The following is a 15,022-nucleotide window of genomic DNA, read 5'->3' on the forward strand; positions in this document are numbered from 1 at the left end:
GCCTTGTTAACCCCTTGCTGCCTCGATCGACTCGCCGAGCGCCGTTTCGAGCTGCTCGAGCCGGTGCCAGGGGATCTCCCCCATCGTGCAGATGCGGAAGAAATCGTCCGACAGTCGCCCCTGACCTGCGTAGACAACGTAGCCGCGCTTCTTGAGCTCGTCGTGAAGCGCCTGGTACGTCACACCGTCCGGCAGGTGAAGCATCGTCACGGTGTTGGACCTGAAACGTTCATCGACGAGGATCTTCAGGCCCAGCCGTTCGAACTGCCCGCGCACCAGCGCCGCCCGCTCGCGGTACAGCTTGGTCCGCGCCGCGAACCCGCCCTGCGCCTCGTACTCCTCGATCGCCTCGTCCAGGGCGTAGCAGACCTGGACGGCAGGCGTGAACGGCACGTCGTTCTTCAGATAGCCTGCCGCGTCGAGGTAGAGGCTGCGCTCGGGAACCTCGTGGATCCTGGCGACCGAGGCCGGGCTGCACAGGATGAACGCCATGCCCGGCAGGCCGTGCAGACCCTTGTTGGCGGTGCCGCAGACCACGTCGACGCGCACGTCCGCCAGGTCCTGGTCCTCGATCGCGGTGCCGGAGATCGCGTCGATCACGAACAGCGCTCCCGAACCCGCGACGACCTCGCCGATCTCCCTGATCGGGTTGATGAGGCCGGTCGTGGTCTCGTGGTGGACGCAGACCACCGCGTCGATGTCGTCGTGCGCGGCGAGCGCGCGCCGCACCGCCTCCGGGTCGGCCGGGACCGTCCAGTCGCTCCTGACCTCGTGGACGGCGATGCCGTGCGCGCGGGCGATCTTGATCATGCGGTCGCCGTACACGCCGTTGTTGACGACGAGCACCGCGCGGTCCTCCCGCACGGAGCTGATCACCGCCATCTCCATGGCGGCCGTCCCCGAACCGGTGACCAGGACGGCCTCGTGGGTGCCGCCGAGGTTCAGGCAGCGGGGCAGCGCCTCGCGGATCCTGAACAGCAACTCGGTGAACTCCGGCTCGCGGTGGCACAGGTCTCCGCGCAGCAGGGCGTCCTTGACCCGCTGGGACGTACAGGCTGGTCCGGGATTCAGCAGAATGAGCTCTTCGTCCATCATCCACTCGATCTTCTGGAGATATCGGGCGTAATGGACGCTAGCCGGGTGCCCAGCCTGCGACCAGGCAGGATTTCGCTATGACCCTCATAGGCGGACGACGCCGGGCGGCCCCCTCGCCACCCCGCGCCCAGGTGTTCCGCGCGTCGGTGATCTGGGGAGCCTTCGACTCGCCGGCGACACGACCATGACCCGTGACAGCGTCTATATCGGACATCATGAATGACGGGCTTGTGATCCCTTCGCCCGTCGGATTGGGTGAAGCGCATGCCCCTGGAGGTCGTGGTCGCCGGCCTGTTCGCCGTCGTGTCGGGGATGAACGACGGCGGCGCGCTGCTGGCCACCGGGCTCAAGCTCCCCGCCGTCCGGCCCGTCGTCGGCGTCCTCACCCTGGTCCTGCTGACCGGCGCGGTGCCGCTGGTGTCCCAGCACGTGGCGCAGACCTTCGCCACCCGGCTCGCCTCCTTCGAAGGCCCGGACGCCTCCCGCGCCATGATCGTCGCCGTGCTGTCGGCCATCGCGGTCGTCCTGGCGCTCAGCCACTACGGGCAGCCCACCAGCCTGACCCTCGCCATCGTCGGCGGCCTCACCGGCGCCGGCCTCGGTGCCGGACTCCAGGTGTCGGCGGCTTCCGTGGCGCTCGTGCTCGCCGTCGGGATGCTGGCGCCCTTCGCCGGAGCGCTGGCCGGCTGGGTCGTGATCCGGCTGCTCGTCCTCCTGACCGACGCCCGGGGCCTGCGCCGGTGGCACTGGGCGGGCTTCCTCCTGCAGTGCGTCGCCTACGCGGCCAACGACGGGCAGAAGATGCTGGCCGTCTTCCTGATCGCCCTGGGCACCTCGGGGCCGCCCGTCTCGTTCACCGCCGCGCTGCTGTTCGGCCTCGGGACCGTGTACGGCATGCCCAAGGCGGGCCGTACGCTCAGCCGGGAGATCATCGTGTCCCGGCCGTTGCACGGGGTGACGGCCGAACTGGCGTCCGGCGCGACGGTGATCGGGTGCGCGGCGGCCGGGATGCCGGTGAGCATGACCCAGGCCATCGCGGGCGGACTCATCGGCGCGGGCGTCGCCCAGGGCAGCGGCAGGGTGCGGTGGTACGCGGCCGTCAAGATCGTGCTCGCCTGGATCCTCACCTTGCCGGCGGCTGGACTGCTGGCGGCTCTGACGGCCCTCGCCCTGCGGGAGCTCGGATGAGGCGCGAAGAGGGAGTCGGCCAGGAACGGGCCCGCGCAACCGCACCGGAGGCACGAAGCCGAAGGCACGAAGCCGAAGGATGGGCGGCTGTGTCGTGGAACCGGGGCCGGAGCGCGCCCTGGGCATGCCGTCAAGAAGTGGGCAGCCGGCGATCCCCCGAAGAGAACGTGCCGCCCCGCCCACCGGCAGGTCCGAGGCCGTGCCGTGAGCGAGCAACGGGCCCGGCGGTACCGGAAACCCGGCGGACTCCCGAGAACGACGCCCCGGACCGGGAAGACCGAGTATGGGAGTTCGTTCCGAAACGGAGCCGGTGGCGGGACGGAAGCCGGAGTCCCGGGACAGGGAGGCGGAGTCTGGAAGGGTGGGACATGGAGTCGGCGCCACGGACGCAGGGAGAGACCGACGCGGGACGACAGAGCCAGGACGACGAAGAGGCTCGAAGGCACAGCGGGCCTTCGGGACGAGGCATCGCCGCCAACGGTGTGTGGCGGTACGGAGGCGTACGGATGAGTGCCGGTGAGGCCAGGGCGCGGGCGCAGGACGGCAGGCGCCCGGCGAAACGGCTGAGCCGGATTCGCGACCTGCTGGCCGGGCGGATGGATGGTGCCCTCACCGACGCGCTCGCCGGACAGCTGGAGGCGACCAAGGAGGGCGCCTGGCTGGCCATGGCGATGATCAGCGGCGAGGTGGGCAGGACCGGCGCGCACGAGCAGATGCGGTCCATCGAACACTTCGGCGACACCGAACGCGCCCGCCTGGTCGAAGAGCTCAAGAACGCGCTGGTCACACCCATCGACAGGGAGGACCTGTTCCGGCTGTCCCGCTCCATCGACGACGTGCTGGACTCGTTGCGTGACTTCGTGCGGGAGTCGCACCTGTACCGGGTACCGGATCAGATCAGGTTCGCTCCGCTGCTGGACCAGGTGATCGTGGGTATCGAGGCGCTGGAGAGCGCGGTGCAGGACCTCGCGTCCCGGCCTTCGGCGGTGGTGCACGACGCGTTGGAGGCCAAGAAGGCGGGAGGCGCCGTCCGGCGGATGTACCAGTACGAGATCGCCCGGATCTTCTCGGGGGAGGTGACCGCCGACGCGATGAAGGAGCGGGAACTCGTCCGGCGCCTGGAGATCGTCGGCATGGCCATCGGCGACGCGGCCGACGCCATCGCCGACGGCGCCATGAAGCGCTGACCTCACGCAGGCGCCTTCCCTGACCGAAGGAGCCCGCATCCGGCCACGACGTAGGCCCACACCCGGGCGCAGCTGCGCCATCCCCACCGCGCGGGCCCACCCCTGAGCGAAGGCGCGCCATCCCCACCGCGCGGGCCCACCCCTGGGCGAAGGCGCCCTTATCCCCCCGCGCGGGCCTACCTCTGGGCGAAGGCGCGCCGTCCCCACCGCGTGGGCCCACCTCCGGGCGAAGGCGCGCTATCCCCCCGCGCGGGCCCACCCCTGGGCGAAGACGCCCTTATCCCCACCGCGCGGGCCACCCCGGGCGAAGGAGCCGCCAGACGACGGTCTTCGCAAGACCTACGCCGTTGAGAGCGGGCTCGTGCGAGCCGTACAGACCGCCACGAACCGGAGGAGATCGTCCAGCGGGAGACCCTCCGGTGCCACACCGCGCCCTCGTCGACCCGGTGGGGACCGGACCGAAAAGCGCTCACCCGCTCGCAGGCCAGGGCACTGGCGGTCCGAATGCCGAGCAGGCGTGGCTGGCGCCGAATGACGAACGGGCCTGGCTGGCGCCGAATGCCGAGCGGGCCTGGCTGGTCCCTATGGTGGCCGAGCGAACCCCAGGGAATGAGCGCCGCGCATCCTCCCAGGCACGCACGTTCCTAAGGCCTCCCGCGGCTCCTCCCAGGGCGGCTGGTAGCGCCGCGGTCTGGACCTGCTGGGACGTCTCGGACGCCGTCACCCGATAATGCAGGGATGATCGACAACGAGATGCCGCGCCCGTTACTGCGTCACCCCGAGGACGGCGAGCTGATCGACGTGGCGGGAGTGGCCCACTTCTTCCGGCTGACGGGCGAGCACACCGGCGGCCGCTTCGCGTTCGAGGAGTTCACCCTGGCGGGGGGCGTGGTCGGGGCCCGCCCGCACGTGCATCACGGTCACGACGAGTACTTCTACGTCCTGCGCGGCGACCTGACCCTGCACCACGGCGACGGTGAGGTGACAGTCGGCCCCGGCCACCTGCTCGCCGCCGCACGCGGCACCCCGCACGGCTTCCGCAACGCTGGGACGGAGCCGGTCCAGGCCCTGTGCCTCTACACGCCGGCCGGGTATGAGGGCTACTTCCGCGAGGTGCACGAGGCCGTGGCGGCCGGCGCGCAGGTGACCGACGAGCTTCTGGCGGAGTTCCGCGCCCGCCACCGCACCAGCTCGTTCTAGCGGGTGCCAGGCCCAGCCACGACAACAGGCCCAGCCGGGACAACCTGGGACGCCCGAGCCGTTGGGTGGCCGGAGCGGGCTGTGCAGGTCCGGGGACGATGGCGCCCCGCCTTGAGCGGACACGGTGACCGGCATCGCCAGCCGTGCCGCTCTCGTCGGCGGGCGGGCCGCGGCGCCGGCGGTCGGTTCAGAGATTCGCCGTGGCGCCGACGGCCGATTCACCCGTCCACCGCGACACCAACAGCCGATCCAAAGGTCCACCGCGACACAGACAGCCAATTCAAACGTTCGCCGGGGAACCAGCGGCCGATCCGAAGGTCCACCGCGACACAGGCAACCGATTCAACGTTCGCCGGGGAACCAGCGGCCGGTTCGAAGGTCCACCGCGGCGCCGGCGGCCGGTTCAGAGGTCCAGGGTGTCGGCGAGCCGGGTGAGTTGCCGCATGCCGTCGGCCATGTCGAAGCCGCCTGCCGTCAGCGGTTGCAGGGCGAGGTGGTCGGCGCCGGCGTCCAGGTGGGCCCGGACGCGCTTGGCGACCGCCTGCTCGTCGCCCCAGGCCACGATCGCGTCCGCCAGGCGGTCGCTGCCGCCGTCGGCGAAGTCGGCGTCGGTGTAGCCGAGATCGCGCAGGTTGTTCACGTAGTTGGGCAGGGCGAGGTAGTAGGCCATGTGCTCGCGCGCCGCCTGGCGGGCCTTCGCCGGGTCGGGCTCCAGGATGACGGCGAGCTCCGGCACCAGCAACCGTTCCTTGCCGAGGATCGCGCGGGCACGGGCGGTGTGCTCGGGCGGGACGAAGTAGGTGTGCGCGCCGTCCGCCTTGTCCCGTGACAGCTCCAGCATCCTGGGCCGCAGCGCCGCCAGCAGCCGGGGCGCGTCACCGCCCGACACCATGCCCGTGGCCGCCGCGTCCATGCCGTCGAGGTAGGCGCGCATCGCCGTGAGGGGCTTGTCGTAGGCGTGGCCCCGCCCGGTGACGAGGCCGCCGTGGCTGACGCCGATGCCGAGCACGAACCTGCCCGGGTAGGCCTCACCGAGCGTGGCACGCCCGGCCGCCATCGCGGTGGCGTCGCGGGCCCAGATGTTGGCGATGCCGGTGCCGACCGCGATCCGCGTGGTCGCGGCGAGCAGCAGGGCGGCGCTCGCGAACGGCTCCCTGCTCGTGGAGTTCTCGTTGACCCAGAGGGTGGAGTAGCCGAGTTCCTCCAGCTCGGCGGCCGCCTCGCGGACGACCGGCGCAGGCGCCCTGCCGAACAGGGGATACCACACGCCGATCCGACCGTTGTCCATCACTGTCGCGACCTCTCGGGTAGGCTGTTCGATCGAGATGGAACATTACACGAGTGTTCGACAGCCGTCGAACAGAGGACGCCAGCTGACCCACGGCTCCCCCATGGAGGCCTCGTTGCAGGCGGCGCTCGACGCGCTGGCCGACCCGATCAGGCGGTCCATCGTGCGCGAGCTGGCGGAGGTGCCCGACTGGTCGCTGGCCTGCGGCACGTTCAAGGAGCTGCCGGTCGCCAAGTCGACCCTGAGCCACCACTTCACGGTGCTGCGCAACGTCGGCCTGCTCGAACAGCGCGACGAGGGGGCCAGGCGGCTCAACCGGCTGCGCCGCGAGGAGTTCGACGCCCGCTTCCCCGGCCTGCTCGCCCTGGTCCTGTCCGAGCACTGACCGCTTTACTGACTCCCCTCCCCGGCCCGCCCGACCCCGGCCCGCCTGCCCGAACGCTGACCCCCTCCCCGGCCCACCTGCCCGAACGCTGACCACCTTCCCGACCCGCCCGACCCGGCCCCACCCGAACGCCCACCACCTCCCCGGCCCGCCCGATCCGGTCCCGCCCGAACGCTGACCACCTCCCCGACCCCCACCCGTTCGAGCGCAGACCGGCAGGCGCAGATCGGCAGGCGCAGACCGGCAGGCGCAGATGAGACCGATGAAGACGCGGCCGACGAAAGCCGGCTGGCGAAGACGGGGCCGGCGAAAGGCGAGGCCCACGGATACAAGGCCGGCAGAGAACGAGACCGGCGCCAACGAGATCGGCGGAGACAGGCCGATGAAGGAGCGAGCTCTCGATACCACGTCACCGGGAGACGCGAAGTCCTGCTGGAGTAGCGTGATCGACGGATGGTCACCGGTGACCACGGCGGCCTGTCGCGGGCGTGCCGTACAAGAGCGAGCGTGCCATACAACAGCGGGCGGGCCACACAACAGCGGACGGGCCGCACAAGAGCGAGCGTGCCGTGCAAGAGGACGACGAACGCGGGGGCGCGGTGAGCAGTGATCGGCCGGCGGCGCGGGTGGTGTGTCTCGATCGCGACGGCAGGGTGCTGCTGATGAACTGGTACGACCGGGTCAGCGGCGAGGCGATCTGGGAGCCTCCTGGAGGGGGGCTCGACCCTGGCGAGACGCCGCTGGAGGCGGCCAGACGCGAGCTGGCCGAGGAGACGGGCCTGCCGGGTGGCGCGGTTCAGGACAGGTGGGTCGCGGTGGATCGGGACTTCACGTGGCTGGGCGTTCGGTACGTGAAGGTCGAGCCGTTCTTCGTCGCCCGTTTCGACGAGGCGCGTCCCGGGGTGCGGCCGGGTGAGCTCACGGAGGAGGAGAGCGAGGCCTTCCTCGGCCACGGCTGGTTCAGCGCCGAGGAGCTGCGCTCACTGCCGGGCCGGCTCGACCCGCCGGAGCTGCCGGAGGTGATCAGGAGACTGAGCTGGTGACGTAGGCGGCGACCTGGTCGGCGTCGTGGAAGTCGGCGGTGCGCCCGTCGTCGTGTTCGACGTGGAACCCGCCGTCCACACTGATCTTCAGCGTGCCCGCGATGAGCACGGGCCCGCCGCGTTCAGGCGGGTCGTACCTGTTCTGCAGGAGCGTCAGCCGGAGGTGTCTGACCAGGAGAGCGCGCCTGCCGGCCTCGGCGAGCCGGTCCTGCACCCATCCCAGCTGCTGGATCTGTTCTTCTTCCACCCGTTGGTTGTAGATGGCACCCATAAGCACCACACATCCTTAGATCGAGGAGATTCCGCGGTCCGTGACCCCATCCTGCATTCAAGCGACTACTCTAGGTATGGATTCAGGTCGCACACCTGAGGTGTGTGAACACTGGCCCGCTTTTGTAGAACCTCTGTAGAACCGGAGCCCCCAATGCCTGCTGCACGCGAGCTCGATCCGAGCTCCAGCCCGCTGGCGTTCTTCGGCTCGGAGCTGAGGGAGTTCCGCACGCGTGCGGGCCTCTCCCAGGAGCAGTTGGCCGAGCGGTTGAGCTATTCGCTGTCCCTGGTCTGCGCGATCGAGCTGGCCAGGCGCACGCCGTCCCGCGACTTCGCCGAGCGCGCCGACGCGGTGCTCGAGACCGGCGGGTCGCTGCTGAGACTGTGGCCTCTGGCACGGCAGGCGGCCTACCCCGCCTGGTTCCGTCCGTGGCTGGAGATCGAGCAGACGGCGCGCACGTTGCAGACGTGGCAGCCGTTGCTGATCCCCGGCCTGCTGCAGACGGAGGACTACGCGCGGGAGATCTTCCGCAGGGAGCCCGCCGCCACGGCGGAGCAGGCGGAGGAGGCGGTGTTGGCGCGCATGACCAGGCAGGCGGTCCTGCGCCGGCCCGATCCGCCGATGTACTGGGTGGTGCTGGACGAGTGGGTGGCCCGCAGGCCGGTCGGCTCGGCGGCGACGATGCGCGGGCAGGTGCGCGCACTGCTTGAGTCGGCCGAGTTGCCCAACGTCACCGTGCAGGTCGTCCCTGCTGACGCCCAGGCGGTGCCGGGGTTGACCGGTGCCTTCGTCATCGCGAAGATTCCCGGCGAGCCGGATCTCGTCTATCTGGAATCGGCGGGCGAGGGGTATGTCACCGATCGTCCCGTGGACGTCGAATCCATCGCTCGCAGATATGACGTGATCAGGTCACTCGCCTTACCGGTTCACGCAAGTCTAAATTTACTATCGAAAATGGAGGAGAGCATATGAATGACCTCACATGGCGTAAGGCCCGCCGTAGCGGTGGCAATGGCGGGGACTGCGTCGAAGTAGCCGTCCTCGACACGCCCGGGGACGGCGCCGCTCACAAGCCCGACCAGGACAGGCTCTTCGTCCTGCGTGACTCCAAGGACCCCGACGGACCGAGACTGTTCTTCACCGAGGCCGAGTGGGAGGCTTTCCGGCTCGGCATGAAGGACGGCGAATTCGACGACCTGGCCTGATCCGGCGCCTGGTCCCTACCGCACACCCGGGCTCGCGGAGGCGTGCCGCGTGCCCGGCTCAGATCACTTCTGGCCGATCCCAGGGTGATCCGACCTGAGAACCCCTTGCTCGCCGCCTCGAGCGCAGGCTCGGCGGGCGTGTCGGGCCACGGCCGCGCGAGCGCGCCGGGTGGCCGACGCCCGCCTCCGCCGCCATGACGCCCGCCGGCCCGCGGAGCGGAGCCCCCGAGGCACGCGGGCCCACCGGGCGGAGCCGCCGCGGCCCGCGGACCCACCGAGCGGGCACAGGCACACCGGCCCGCCGAGCGGGCACAGGCACGCGGCCGTTACGCGTCGCACCCGCCCGGAGCGGCCCGCCTCATCCCCTGCTGCCGCGCGCCGGCAGCGACCTGGCGGGTAGCGCGCGGGGAGCCGTGGCGGGCAGCGGCGTGTCCCGGGGCGGCAGCTGCCGCGCCGGCAGCGACCTCGCGGGCAGCGAGCGGGCAGGCAGGGAGCGAGCCGGCAGGGCCGGCCGCTCAGGCATCAGGCTCACGCGATCACCTCGTTGTGCGCGGTCGACATCAGGGCGCGCAGCAGCGGACCGCAGGCCCGCTCGTGCTCCGCCTCCACCGGCAGCCCTTGGGCCACCCTGGCATGGTAGAGCTCGCGTTCGAGCTCGTCGGTGTAGAGCTGCGCGGTCAGGCCGACGACCACGGTCACTCCGGTGCCGCCGCGCGGGATGACGGCGACGGCGTGGGTGCGCAGCCAGCTCTCGTCGGCGCCGCCGTACCAGCCGCACTTGACGGCCGCGTCGGGTACGGCCAGCGCCTCCCGCACGCCGAACGCCTGCCGCCCGGGCACCTCCCGCATCCACGACAGCACCTCGGCGGCCACGGGGTCGCCGGCGAGGGCGGCCTGGGCGAGGGCGGTGTAGGCGGCGGCGACCTCGGCGGCGGCGACCTCGACCGAGCCGAAGCGGGACGGGTCGCCGTTGCCCTGGGTCCAGGCCGCTCCCGTGCGCCGGTGGATCTCGGACAGGATCACCGCGGGCCCGACGGCCAGCCAGAGCGCCCTGGTGTCGCTGTTGGAGGAGGTGACGACGGCGGGCTCGGCGTGGGCGCGCCAGAACCCCTGGTCGGTGACGTGTGCCGCGGCGGCCCAGCAGTACAGGGGTTTGAGCAGCGAGGCGCAGCGGAGCCGTTCGAGACCGTGGGTGAGCGTGATGGTGCGCGAGGGCACCGTGGCGGCGGGCCCGCTCACTCCCCTGGTGATCGCGGCGGCCTGTGCGCTCGCGCCCGGGCGCAGGTCACGCAGGGCCGCGGCGAAGCTCGTGCTCATCGGCCGATGTTACAACGGCCGTCCCCGCACGCGGCCGCCTCAGGGGCCACCTGGATCCGCGCCCGCGCGGGTGCCGGCAAGCGCCCCGGAGTGGCCCCGAGGCCGAGGGGGTCAGCCGGACAGGGATCGGTCCGCCGGGCCGTCGTAGTCGTCGGGGCCCTGCATCGACAGGTCCAGCGGCTGCACCATGGGCGAGTTGGCCGAGGCGCGCCAGCCCTTCTCGCGCGTCGTCTCCTCGATGGAGTGCGCGCAGAGCGACAGCGACCTGCTCACGCCCGAGTACAAGGGCCAGGTGGCCATCAAGAACCCGACCTCGTCGGGCACCGGGCAGGCCATGGTCGTGGCCGCCGCGATCGCCAACGGCGGCTCGGTGGACAACCTGGCACCCGCCTACGACTACTTCAGGAAGCTCACCGACGCCGGCAACATCAGCGCGGTCAAGGTGCGTTTCAGGGTCGACCCCGACCACGTGCAGGTCTTCCCCCAGACCGCTCAGAACCCGTAGCGCGTCCACACCACCGCGAGACCCGACAGGGGCAGCGCCGCAACGGCGAGCCAGCCCGCCACCCGCCAACGCCTGGCCAGGCCAGGCGAGGAGAGCACGGCGGCCACCGTACCGGCGGCCGTGAAGGCGAGACCGGCGCGCAGCGCCTCCACCACCGGGGACGGCGAGGACGGCACCGCCTCGCCGAAGCCCCTGATGGCCAGCAGCACCGCCGCCGCCGTCAGGGCCACGCGGCGGGCAGGGGCCACGGCGGCGCGGGTAAGCAGGGGCACCGCCGCGGCCAGCGCCACGATCGTCACCACCAGGTAGGCACCGAGCGTCGGATACAGGCACGGCCAGTCACCGCAGCGGGTGGCGGTCCTGGTGGCGCTGATGCCCACCCACCACAGCGCCCCGAGACTCCCGTAGATCGCCGCGACCCGCCCCAAGAGCCTCCCCATGCTCCTATTGTGTGCGATCAGCGGTGCGGTCGAACGCCCCCGCAGGTGAAACGGTCACTCCCGCCCCATGGCCCGCAGCGCCATGGCCCGGTTGGCGTAGAGGTCGGGGTGCGGGTCCAGCTCGATCGCCCGGTCCAGGTCGGCGACCGCGCCCTCCAGGTCGCCGCGCTCGTAGCGCAGCGCGCCCCTGCCCGCCCACGCCGCAGCCAGGCCGGGCGCGGCGGCCAGAGCGGCCTCCAGCGCCCGCGCCGCCTCCTCGTGGCGCCCCGCCGTGGTCTCCAGCTGGCCCAGCACCGTCAGCAGGTGCGGGTTCCCCGGCGCGACCACCAGCCCCGCCCGGACGTCGGCCATCGCCTCGATGTCCCGTCCGAGACCCGCCAGCAGGCCCGCGCGGTTGATGGCGGCGTCGACGTAGCGGGGATCCAGCTCCATGACATGCGCCAGGTCGGCCAGCGCCGCCTCCTCCTCGCCGAGCGCGACCCGCACCTCGGCCCTGTTGTAGTACGCCTCGGGCAACGGCGGGCTCAGCGCGATCGCGCTGTCGTAGTCGGCCAGCGCCTCGGCGTGGCGGCCGAGCGAGAACCACAGGTTGCCGCGATCGAGGTAGTAGTCGGGAAAGGCCGGGTCGATGGCGATAGCGGCGGCGTAGTCCTCCAGCGCTTCCTTGGTGTGGCCGAGCACCGCCATGAGCTGCGCTCTGTTGGCCAGCAGCACCATCCGGTGCACGGGGTGACGATCCGGCGGCAGCTCGCGCGCCGCCAGCTCGATGGCCGACTCCACCAGCTCGAGCGCACTCTCGGGGCGCCCTTCGCGCAGCTCGATCAGCGCCAGCCCGTTACGGTCGAAGCCCAGCTTGAAGGCCCGGTCGGGCACCAGGGCGGAGATCGCGACGGCCTGGTTGATCCAGCCCCTGGCCCTGCCGAGGTCGCGCCGCGCCGGGTCGGGGTGGCGGGCGTCGAGCATCGCGGTGCCGTACGCCGCGGCGGCGTGCATGGCGGGATCCTGGCTGCTCCTGCGCACCCGCTCCCAGATGTCCCTGGCCTCCTCCTGGCGGCCGAGACCGCCGAGCGCGGTGGCCGTCCGCTGCGCGAAGCGCCACCAGGGAGGGCCGCCCGGCTCGGTCATGGCCATCCCCCGCCTGCCCAGCTCGACGACCGCGTGCAGGAAGCCTTCGCGGACGCAGTGGTCGACCAGCTCCCAGAGCTCGGCGGTGCTCCTGCCGTCCTCGGCGGGCGCGGGCCCCTCGTCGTGGAGCTCCAGGCGCAGGCGCGCTGCCGGGATGCGGCGGGCCATCACCTCCAGCAGCTCGACGTCGGTCGGGTCGGCCTCCGCGACGTTGTGGACCACCAGCGCGCTCCCGGCGGGCACCGCGGCCGCGACGAACTCGGCCAGCCCGTTGGCCAGGCGTAACGTACGGCGGGGGGCGGGCACCAGGATGCGCTCGTCGTCGGGCAGGTCCGCGTCGATGGTGACCCGCCTGGCGGGCACCAGCGGGCGCAGCGCCGGGACCGCCGCCCTGATCTCGATGTCGTGGGCGGACACGAGATCAGGGGAACGTTCCAATGCGCCCGGTACCAGCCGGGTGAGCAGTGCCGCGGCCACGGTGTAGGGGCCGTGGGGTCGCCGGTGCGCGTCGATCGGCGGCATCAGCGGCGGCGTCGACTCCCCGCTGGACGGAGGCGCATCACGTCGGGTCACCCCTTGTGGATGACGGAGGCGGTGCCGGTGAGCCGGGCGGTACCCGGTTTCCGGACGACGATCCTCTTCATGCGTCCTCCCCTGTTCGGTAAAGACACATGTAGTTGAGATGTCGACAAACTTCAAGACCTATAAGGAAGCAGTCTGGTTTACCGCACAACACCGAGATCTGACGCCCCTTCGACCTCAGCTGCCCGGCGGGACGGGCGGCGCGGGGCGGTAGCGATGCCTGGTGGTGCCGGCCACTCCTCATGCCACAGAGCTTCGATCCCGTCCCGGGAGCCCAGACGACAGAATCAAGCACACTGATCACGGTGACGCGCCGGATGAGACCCGATGGGCGAGCAGGGCCCGCACAGCGCATCAGTCACTGCCACCTGCCGGGAGAGCTGCCCGCCCGAATGGGCTTGGACCCGCGGTGTCTGCGGGCCGCAATGCACACAAACACCGTCCGCTCAGCGGAAATGTCAGGCAGCCCTCCTCGGCGGGCAACTCCTGCCGGGCCCTGACGATTCCGGTCGCGTGCTCGATCAGCCGCTCAATGCCGGGCTCGCGGCCGCCCTTGCTGGCCAGCGAGCACCAGGGCTCCGCGTCCGGATCGCGCTCGGCCGCCCTGATCCAGCACTCCCTGACCTGATCGAGGTTGACGGGGGCCGCCGGCCGGGCGGGCTCCGGCTCCGGGGCGCGCAGCGACGCCAGCGCCTCCGCCGCCTGCTTGGCCGCCCTGAGCAGGCTCTCGTCGGCCTCCGGCGCCTGCGGCCCCGGCGCGGGCGGATCGCCCACCACGACGGGCTCCCCCTTCGACGGTATGGCCAGCAGCATCGCCGCCGCCATGAACGGGCCGCCCACCACCACGCTCAGCCCGACCGGCTCGTCGCACAGCAGCGCGATGACCGCCACCCACAGCGGCTGCGACGACAGCAGGATGGCGCTCGGCACCGCGTGCAGATGGCGCTGGCCGAAGGAACGTGCCAGGAAGCCGAGCGCGCACGACACGATCGCCAGGTGGGCGAGCTTGAGCCAGCCGTACGGCCCGGGCGGCGCCTCCAGCCCGTCGGGGACGGCCGCCACCCCGTTGAGCAGCCCGATCGTGAGCAGCTGGATGACCGTGATGGCGTAGGCGTTGTAGTTGGACCTGGAGAAGTTGGCGAGCACGAGAGTGTGACAGGCGTACAGCGCGGCCGCGCACAGCGTGAGACCCAACGCCACCGGGGCGAACCGCACCCCGTCGCCCTTCATCACCGCGAAGATCGTCACGCCGACGAGGGCGAGCGCCACGCCGTACCAGATGCGCCGCGGCACCCTGACGCGGAAGAGGACCAGCGCGAGCACCGGCGTCATCACGACGTTGCAGCCGACGGCGAATCCCGACACCGCCGAGGAGAGGTCGTTCAGCGCGAAGGCCTGCATGGTCTGGCCGACCCCGAACATGACCCCCAGCACGATCCCCCGCGACCAGGTGCCCTTCGCCAGGCGAGCCAGGCACCTGGGCCTGATGAGCCACAGCACGACGGCGGCGATCGTGTAGCGCTCCGCGAGAAGGTCTGTCACCGACATGTGCAAGGGCTCGTCGATGAGGCTCTTCATCAGCGGGAAGGCCGACCCCCAAGCGGCGCTGACGAACAACAGAAGCACGGCTCCCAGGAGGGGTCGGGGAGCGGGCACCACTGCCATGCAGTGCAGCATCTCATCACGGTTCGCGCGCGCAGACCCGTCGGCGGAGGCCAGAGGGGCTGCACTTACACGCAGGCGGAAGACCATACCTCGCGGGCTCCGCAATACTCCCCCGAGCGAACACGGCAAAATTCGCATTCACCTCAGACCCTTCCGCATCACCCACCTCGTTTCGAGGGAGGTCCGAACGTTCATGGCTATCAACAAGAGGAGGGGCCGGGGAGCTTGCGGCGGGGGTTACCACGCCCGGTGTCTCCCTGCCTGTAGCAGCCCCGGCCGGTCGTCACGGCTGCTGTCTCTCCCGCCGATCGAGTGCTGCCCCCGGCTGAGGCCTCTCCAGGCCGCCGTCTCCCACAGCTAGGGCCTGTACGGACTTCGGATCTTCAGACGGGTTGGAGGCTTCGGATCCACAAGATCGCCCCGCGTAGATACAGGCCTGCCAGATAGCTGTCGGGAGTCTTGTCGAAGCGGAAGGCCAGCCCACGCCAGTCCTTGATCCGATTGATGCAGCGTTCCGCCGTGTTGC

At 71.3% G+C, this 15,022-nt stretch carries 16 protein-coding genes; 8 read left to right on the forward strand and 8 right to left on the reverse strand.

The features are described 5' to 3' along the window. Nucleotides 1-6: 6 nt before the first annotated feature. Nucleotides 7-1,095, reverse strand: coding sequence for a pyridoxal-phosphate-dependent aminotransferase family protein (locus ACWEVS_RS38680; protein WP_449919577.1), 1,089 nt, complete (start codon nt 1,093-1,095; stop codon nt 7-9). 264 nt (nt 1,096-1,359) lie between these two features. Between ACWEVS_RS38680 and ACWEVS_RS38685 the strand changes: the two genes are divergently transcribed. The 3 genes from ACWEVS_RS38685 (at nt 1,360) to ACWEVS_RS38695 (ending at nt 4,670) form a co-directional block, all read left to right on the forward strand. Next, nucleotides 1,360-2,283: an anion permease gene (locus ACWEVS_RS38685; protein WP_452555714.1), complete on the forward strand. Its 924-nt coding sequence runs from the start codon at nt 1,360-1,362 to the stop codon at nt 2,281-2,283. 506 nt (nt 2,284-2,789) lie between these two features. After that, a complete protein-coding gene (locus ACWEVS_RS38690) occupies nt 2,790-3,470 on the forward strand; it encodes a DUF47 domain-containing protein (RefSeq protein WP_452555716.1) in 681 nt (226 codons plus the stop codon). A gap of 738 nt (nt 3,471-4,208) precedes the next feature. Next, nucleotides 4,209-4,670 carry a cupin domain-containing protein gene (locus ACWEVS_RS38695; RefSeq protein WP_452555718.1) on the forward strand — a complete coding sequence of 154 codons (462 nt, stop codon included), beginning with the start codon at nt 4,209-4,211 and terminating at the stop codon, nt 4,668-4,670. A gap of 403 nt (nt 4,671-5,073) precedes the next feature. Here ACWEVS_RS38695 and ACWEVS_RS38700 read toward each other — a convergent pair whose 3' ends face one another. Next, complete coding sequence (locus ACWEVS_RS38700) at nt 5,074-5,958, reverse strand: TIGR03620 family F420-dependent LLM class oxidoreductase (RefSeq protein ID WP_452555720.1); 885 nt, start codon at nt 5,956-5,958, stop codon at nt 5,074-5,076. A gap of 103 nt (nt 5,959-6,061) precedes the next feature. Here ACWEVS_RS38700 and ACWEVS_RS38705 point away from each other — a divergent pair, with 103 nt between their 5' ends. After that, a complete protein-coding gene (locus ACWEVS_RS38705; RefSeq protein WP_452555722.1) occupies nt 6,062-6,343 on the forward strand; it encodes an ArsR/SmtB family transcription factor in 282 nt (93 codons plus the stop codon). A gap of 569 nt (nt 6,344-6,912) precedes the next feature. Continuing rightward, on the forward strand, nt 6,913-7,386 hold the full coding sequence (locus tag ACWEVS_RS38710; protein ID WP_452555724.1) for an NUDIX hydrolase: 474 nt from the start codon (nt 6,913-6,915) through the stop codon (nt 7,384-7,386). On the opposite strand, the gene ACWEVS_RS38715 is transcribed toward ACWEVS_RS38710, so the two are convergent. Beyond that, nucleotides 7,367-7,633 (reverse strand): hypothetical protein, encoded by a 267-nt coding sequence (locus ACWEVS_RS38715; protein WP_452555726.1) that lies wholly within the window; start codon nt 7,631-7,633, stop codon nt 7,367-7,369. The genes ACWEVS_RS38710 and ACWEVS_RS38715 overlap by 20 nt on opposite strands. Before the next feature lie 177 nt (nt 7,634-7,810). Here ACWEVS_RS38715 and ACWEVS_RS38720 point away from each other — a divergent pair, with 177 nt between their 5' ends. Both ACWEVS_RS38720 and ACWEVS_RS38725 read left to right on the forward strand, forming a co-directional pair. After that, nucleotides 7,811-8,629, forward strand: coding sequence for a helix-turn-helix domain-containing protein (locus ACWEVS_RS38720; RefSeq protein ID WP_452555728.1), 819 nt, complete (start codon nt 7,811-7,813; stop codon nt 8,627-8,629). Further along, nucleotides 8,626-8,862, forward strand: coding sequence for a DUF397 domain-containing protein (locus ACWEVS_RS38725; protein WP_354914972.1), 237 nt, complete (start codon nt 8,626-8,628; stop codon nt 8,860-8,862). The genes ACWEVS_RS38720 and ACWEVS_RS38725 overlap by 4 nt, the downstream gene beginning before the upstream one ends. Nucleotides 8,863-9,220: 358 nt before the next feature. Here ACWEVS_RS38725 and ACWEVS_RS38730 read toward each other — a convergent pair whose 3' ends face one another. After that, a complete protein-coding gene (locus ACWEVS_RS38730; RefSeq protein ID WP_452555730.1) occupies nt 9,221-9,394 on the reverse strand; it encodes a hypothetical protein in 174 nt (57 codons plus the stop codon). Then, complete coding sequence (locus ACWEVS_RS38735) at nt 9,391-10,179, reverse strand: hypothetical protein (RefSeq protein WP_452555732.1); 789 nt, start codon at nt 10,177-10,179, stop codon at nt 9,391-9,393. Before ACWEVS_RS38735 ends, ACWEVS_RS38730 begins: the two co-directional genes overlap by 4 nt. Nucleotides 10,180-10,366: 187 nt before the next feature. On the opposite strand from ACWEVS_RS38735, the gene ACWEVS_RS38740 reads away from it, so the two are divergent. Further along, nucleotides 10,367-10,684 (forward strand): hypothetical protein, encoded by a 318-nt coding sequence (locus ACWEVS_RS38740; protein WP_452555734.1) that lies wholly within the window; start codon nt 10,367-10,369, stop codon nt 10,682-10,684. Here the strand turns inward: ACWEVS_RS38740 and ACWEVS_RS38745 are convergent. From ACWEVS_RS38745 to ACWEVS_RS38755, 3 genes are all read right to left on the reverse strand, one after another. Beyond that, a complete protein-coding gene (locus tag ACWEVS_RS38745; RefSeq protein WP_354915005.1) occupies nt 10,672-11,124 on the reverse strand; it encodes a hypothetical protein in 453 nt (150 codons plus the stop codon). The genes ACWEVS_RS38740 and ACWEVS_RS38745 overlap by 13 nt on opposite strands. Before the next feature lie 54 nt (nt 11,125-11,178). Continuing rightward, nucleotides 11,179-12,822 carry a tetratricopeptide repeat protein gene (locus ACWEVS_RS38750; RefSeq protein ID WP_452555736.1) on the reverse strand — a complete coding sequence of 548 codons (1,644 nt, stop codon included), beginning with the start codon at nt 12,820-12,822 and terminating at the stop codon, nt 11,179-11,181. 363 nt (nt 12,823-13,185) lie between these two features. Then, nucleotides 13,186-14,457 (reverse strand): DMT family transporter, encoded by a 1,272-nt coding sequence (locus ACWEVS_RS38755; RefSeq protein WP_452555738.1) that lies wholly within the window; start codon nt 14,455-14,457, stop codon nt 13,186-13,188. Nucleotides 14,458-15,022: the final 565 nt, after the last annotated feature.

It is taken from the genome of Nonomuraea sp. NPDC003754 (genome assembly GCF_053605785.1).

What these genes read in the sequence shown, in the direction of transcription:
- ACWEVS_RS38680 (WP_449919577.1), bottom strand. Translation starts at nt 1,095, where the DNA reads ATGATGGACGAAGAGCTCATTCTGCTGAATCCCGGACCAGCCTGTACG.
- ACWEVS_RS38685 (WP_452555714.1), top strand. Translation starts at nt 1,360, where the DNA reads ATGCCCCTGGAGGTCGTGGTCGCCGGCCTGTTCGCCGTCGTGTCGGGG.
- ACWEVS_RS38690 (WP_452555716.1), top strand. Translation starts at nt 2,790, where the DNA reads ATGAGTGCCGGTGAGGCCAGGGCGCGGGCGCAGGACGGCAGGCGCCCG.
- ACWEVS_RS38695 (WP_452555718.1), top strand. Translation starts at nt 4,209, where the DNA reads ATGATCGACAACGAGATGCCGCGCCCGTTACTGCGTCACCCCGAGGAC.
- ACWEVS_RS38700 (WP_452555720.1), bottom strand. Translation starts at nt 5,958, where the DNA reads ATGGACAACGGTCGGATCGGCGTGTGGTATCCCCTGTTCGGCAGGGCG.
- ACWEVS_RS38705 (WP_452555722.1), top strand. Translation starts at nt 6,062, where the DNA reads ATGGAGGCCTCGTTGCAGGCGGCGCTCGACGCGCTGGCCGACCCGATC.
- ACWEVS_RS38720 (WP_452555728.1), top strand. Translation starts at nt 7,811, where the DNA reads ATGCCTGCTGCACGCGAGCTCGATCCGAGCTCCAGCCCGCTGGCGTTC.
- ACWEVS_RS38725 (WP_354914972.1), top strand. Translation starts at nt 8,626, where the DNA reads ATGAATGACCTCACATGGCGTAAGGCCCGCCGTAGCGGTGGCAATGGC.
- ACWEVS_RS38735 (WP_452555732.1), bottom strand. Translation starts at nt 10,179, where the DNA reads ATGAGCACGAGCTTCGCCGCGGCCCTGCGTGACCTGCGCCCGGGCGCG.
- ACWEVS_RS38740 (WP_452555734.1), top strand. Translation starts at nt 10,367, where the DNA reads ATGGGCGAGTTGGCCGAGGCGCGCCAGCCCTTCTCGCGCGTCGTCTCC.
- ACWEVS_RS38745 (WP_354915005.1), bottom strand. Translation starts at nt 11,124, where the DNA reads ATGGGGAGGCTCTTGGGGCGGGTCGCGGCGATCTACGGGAGTCTCGGG.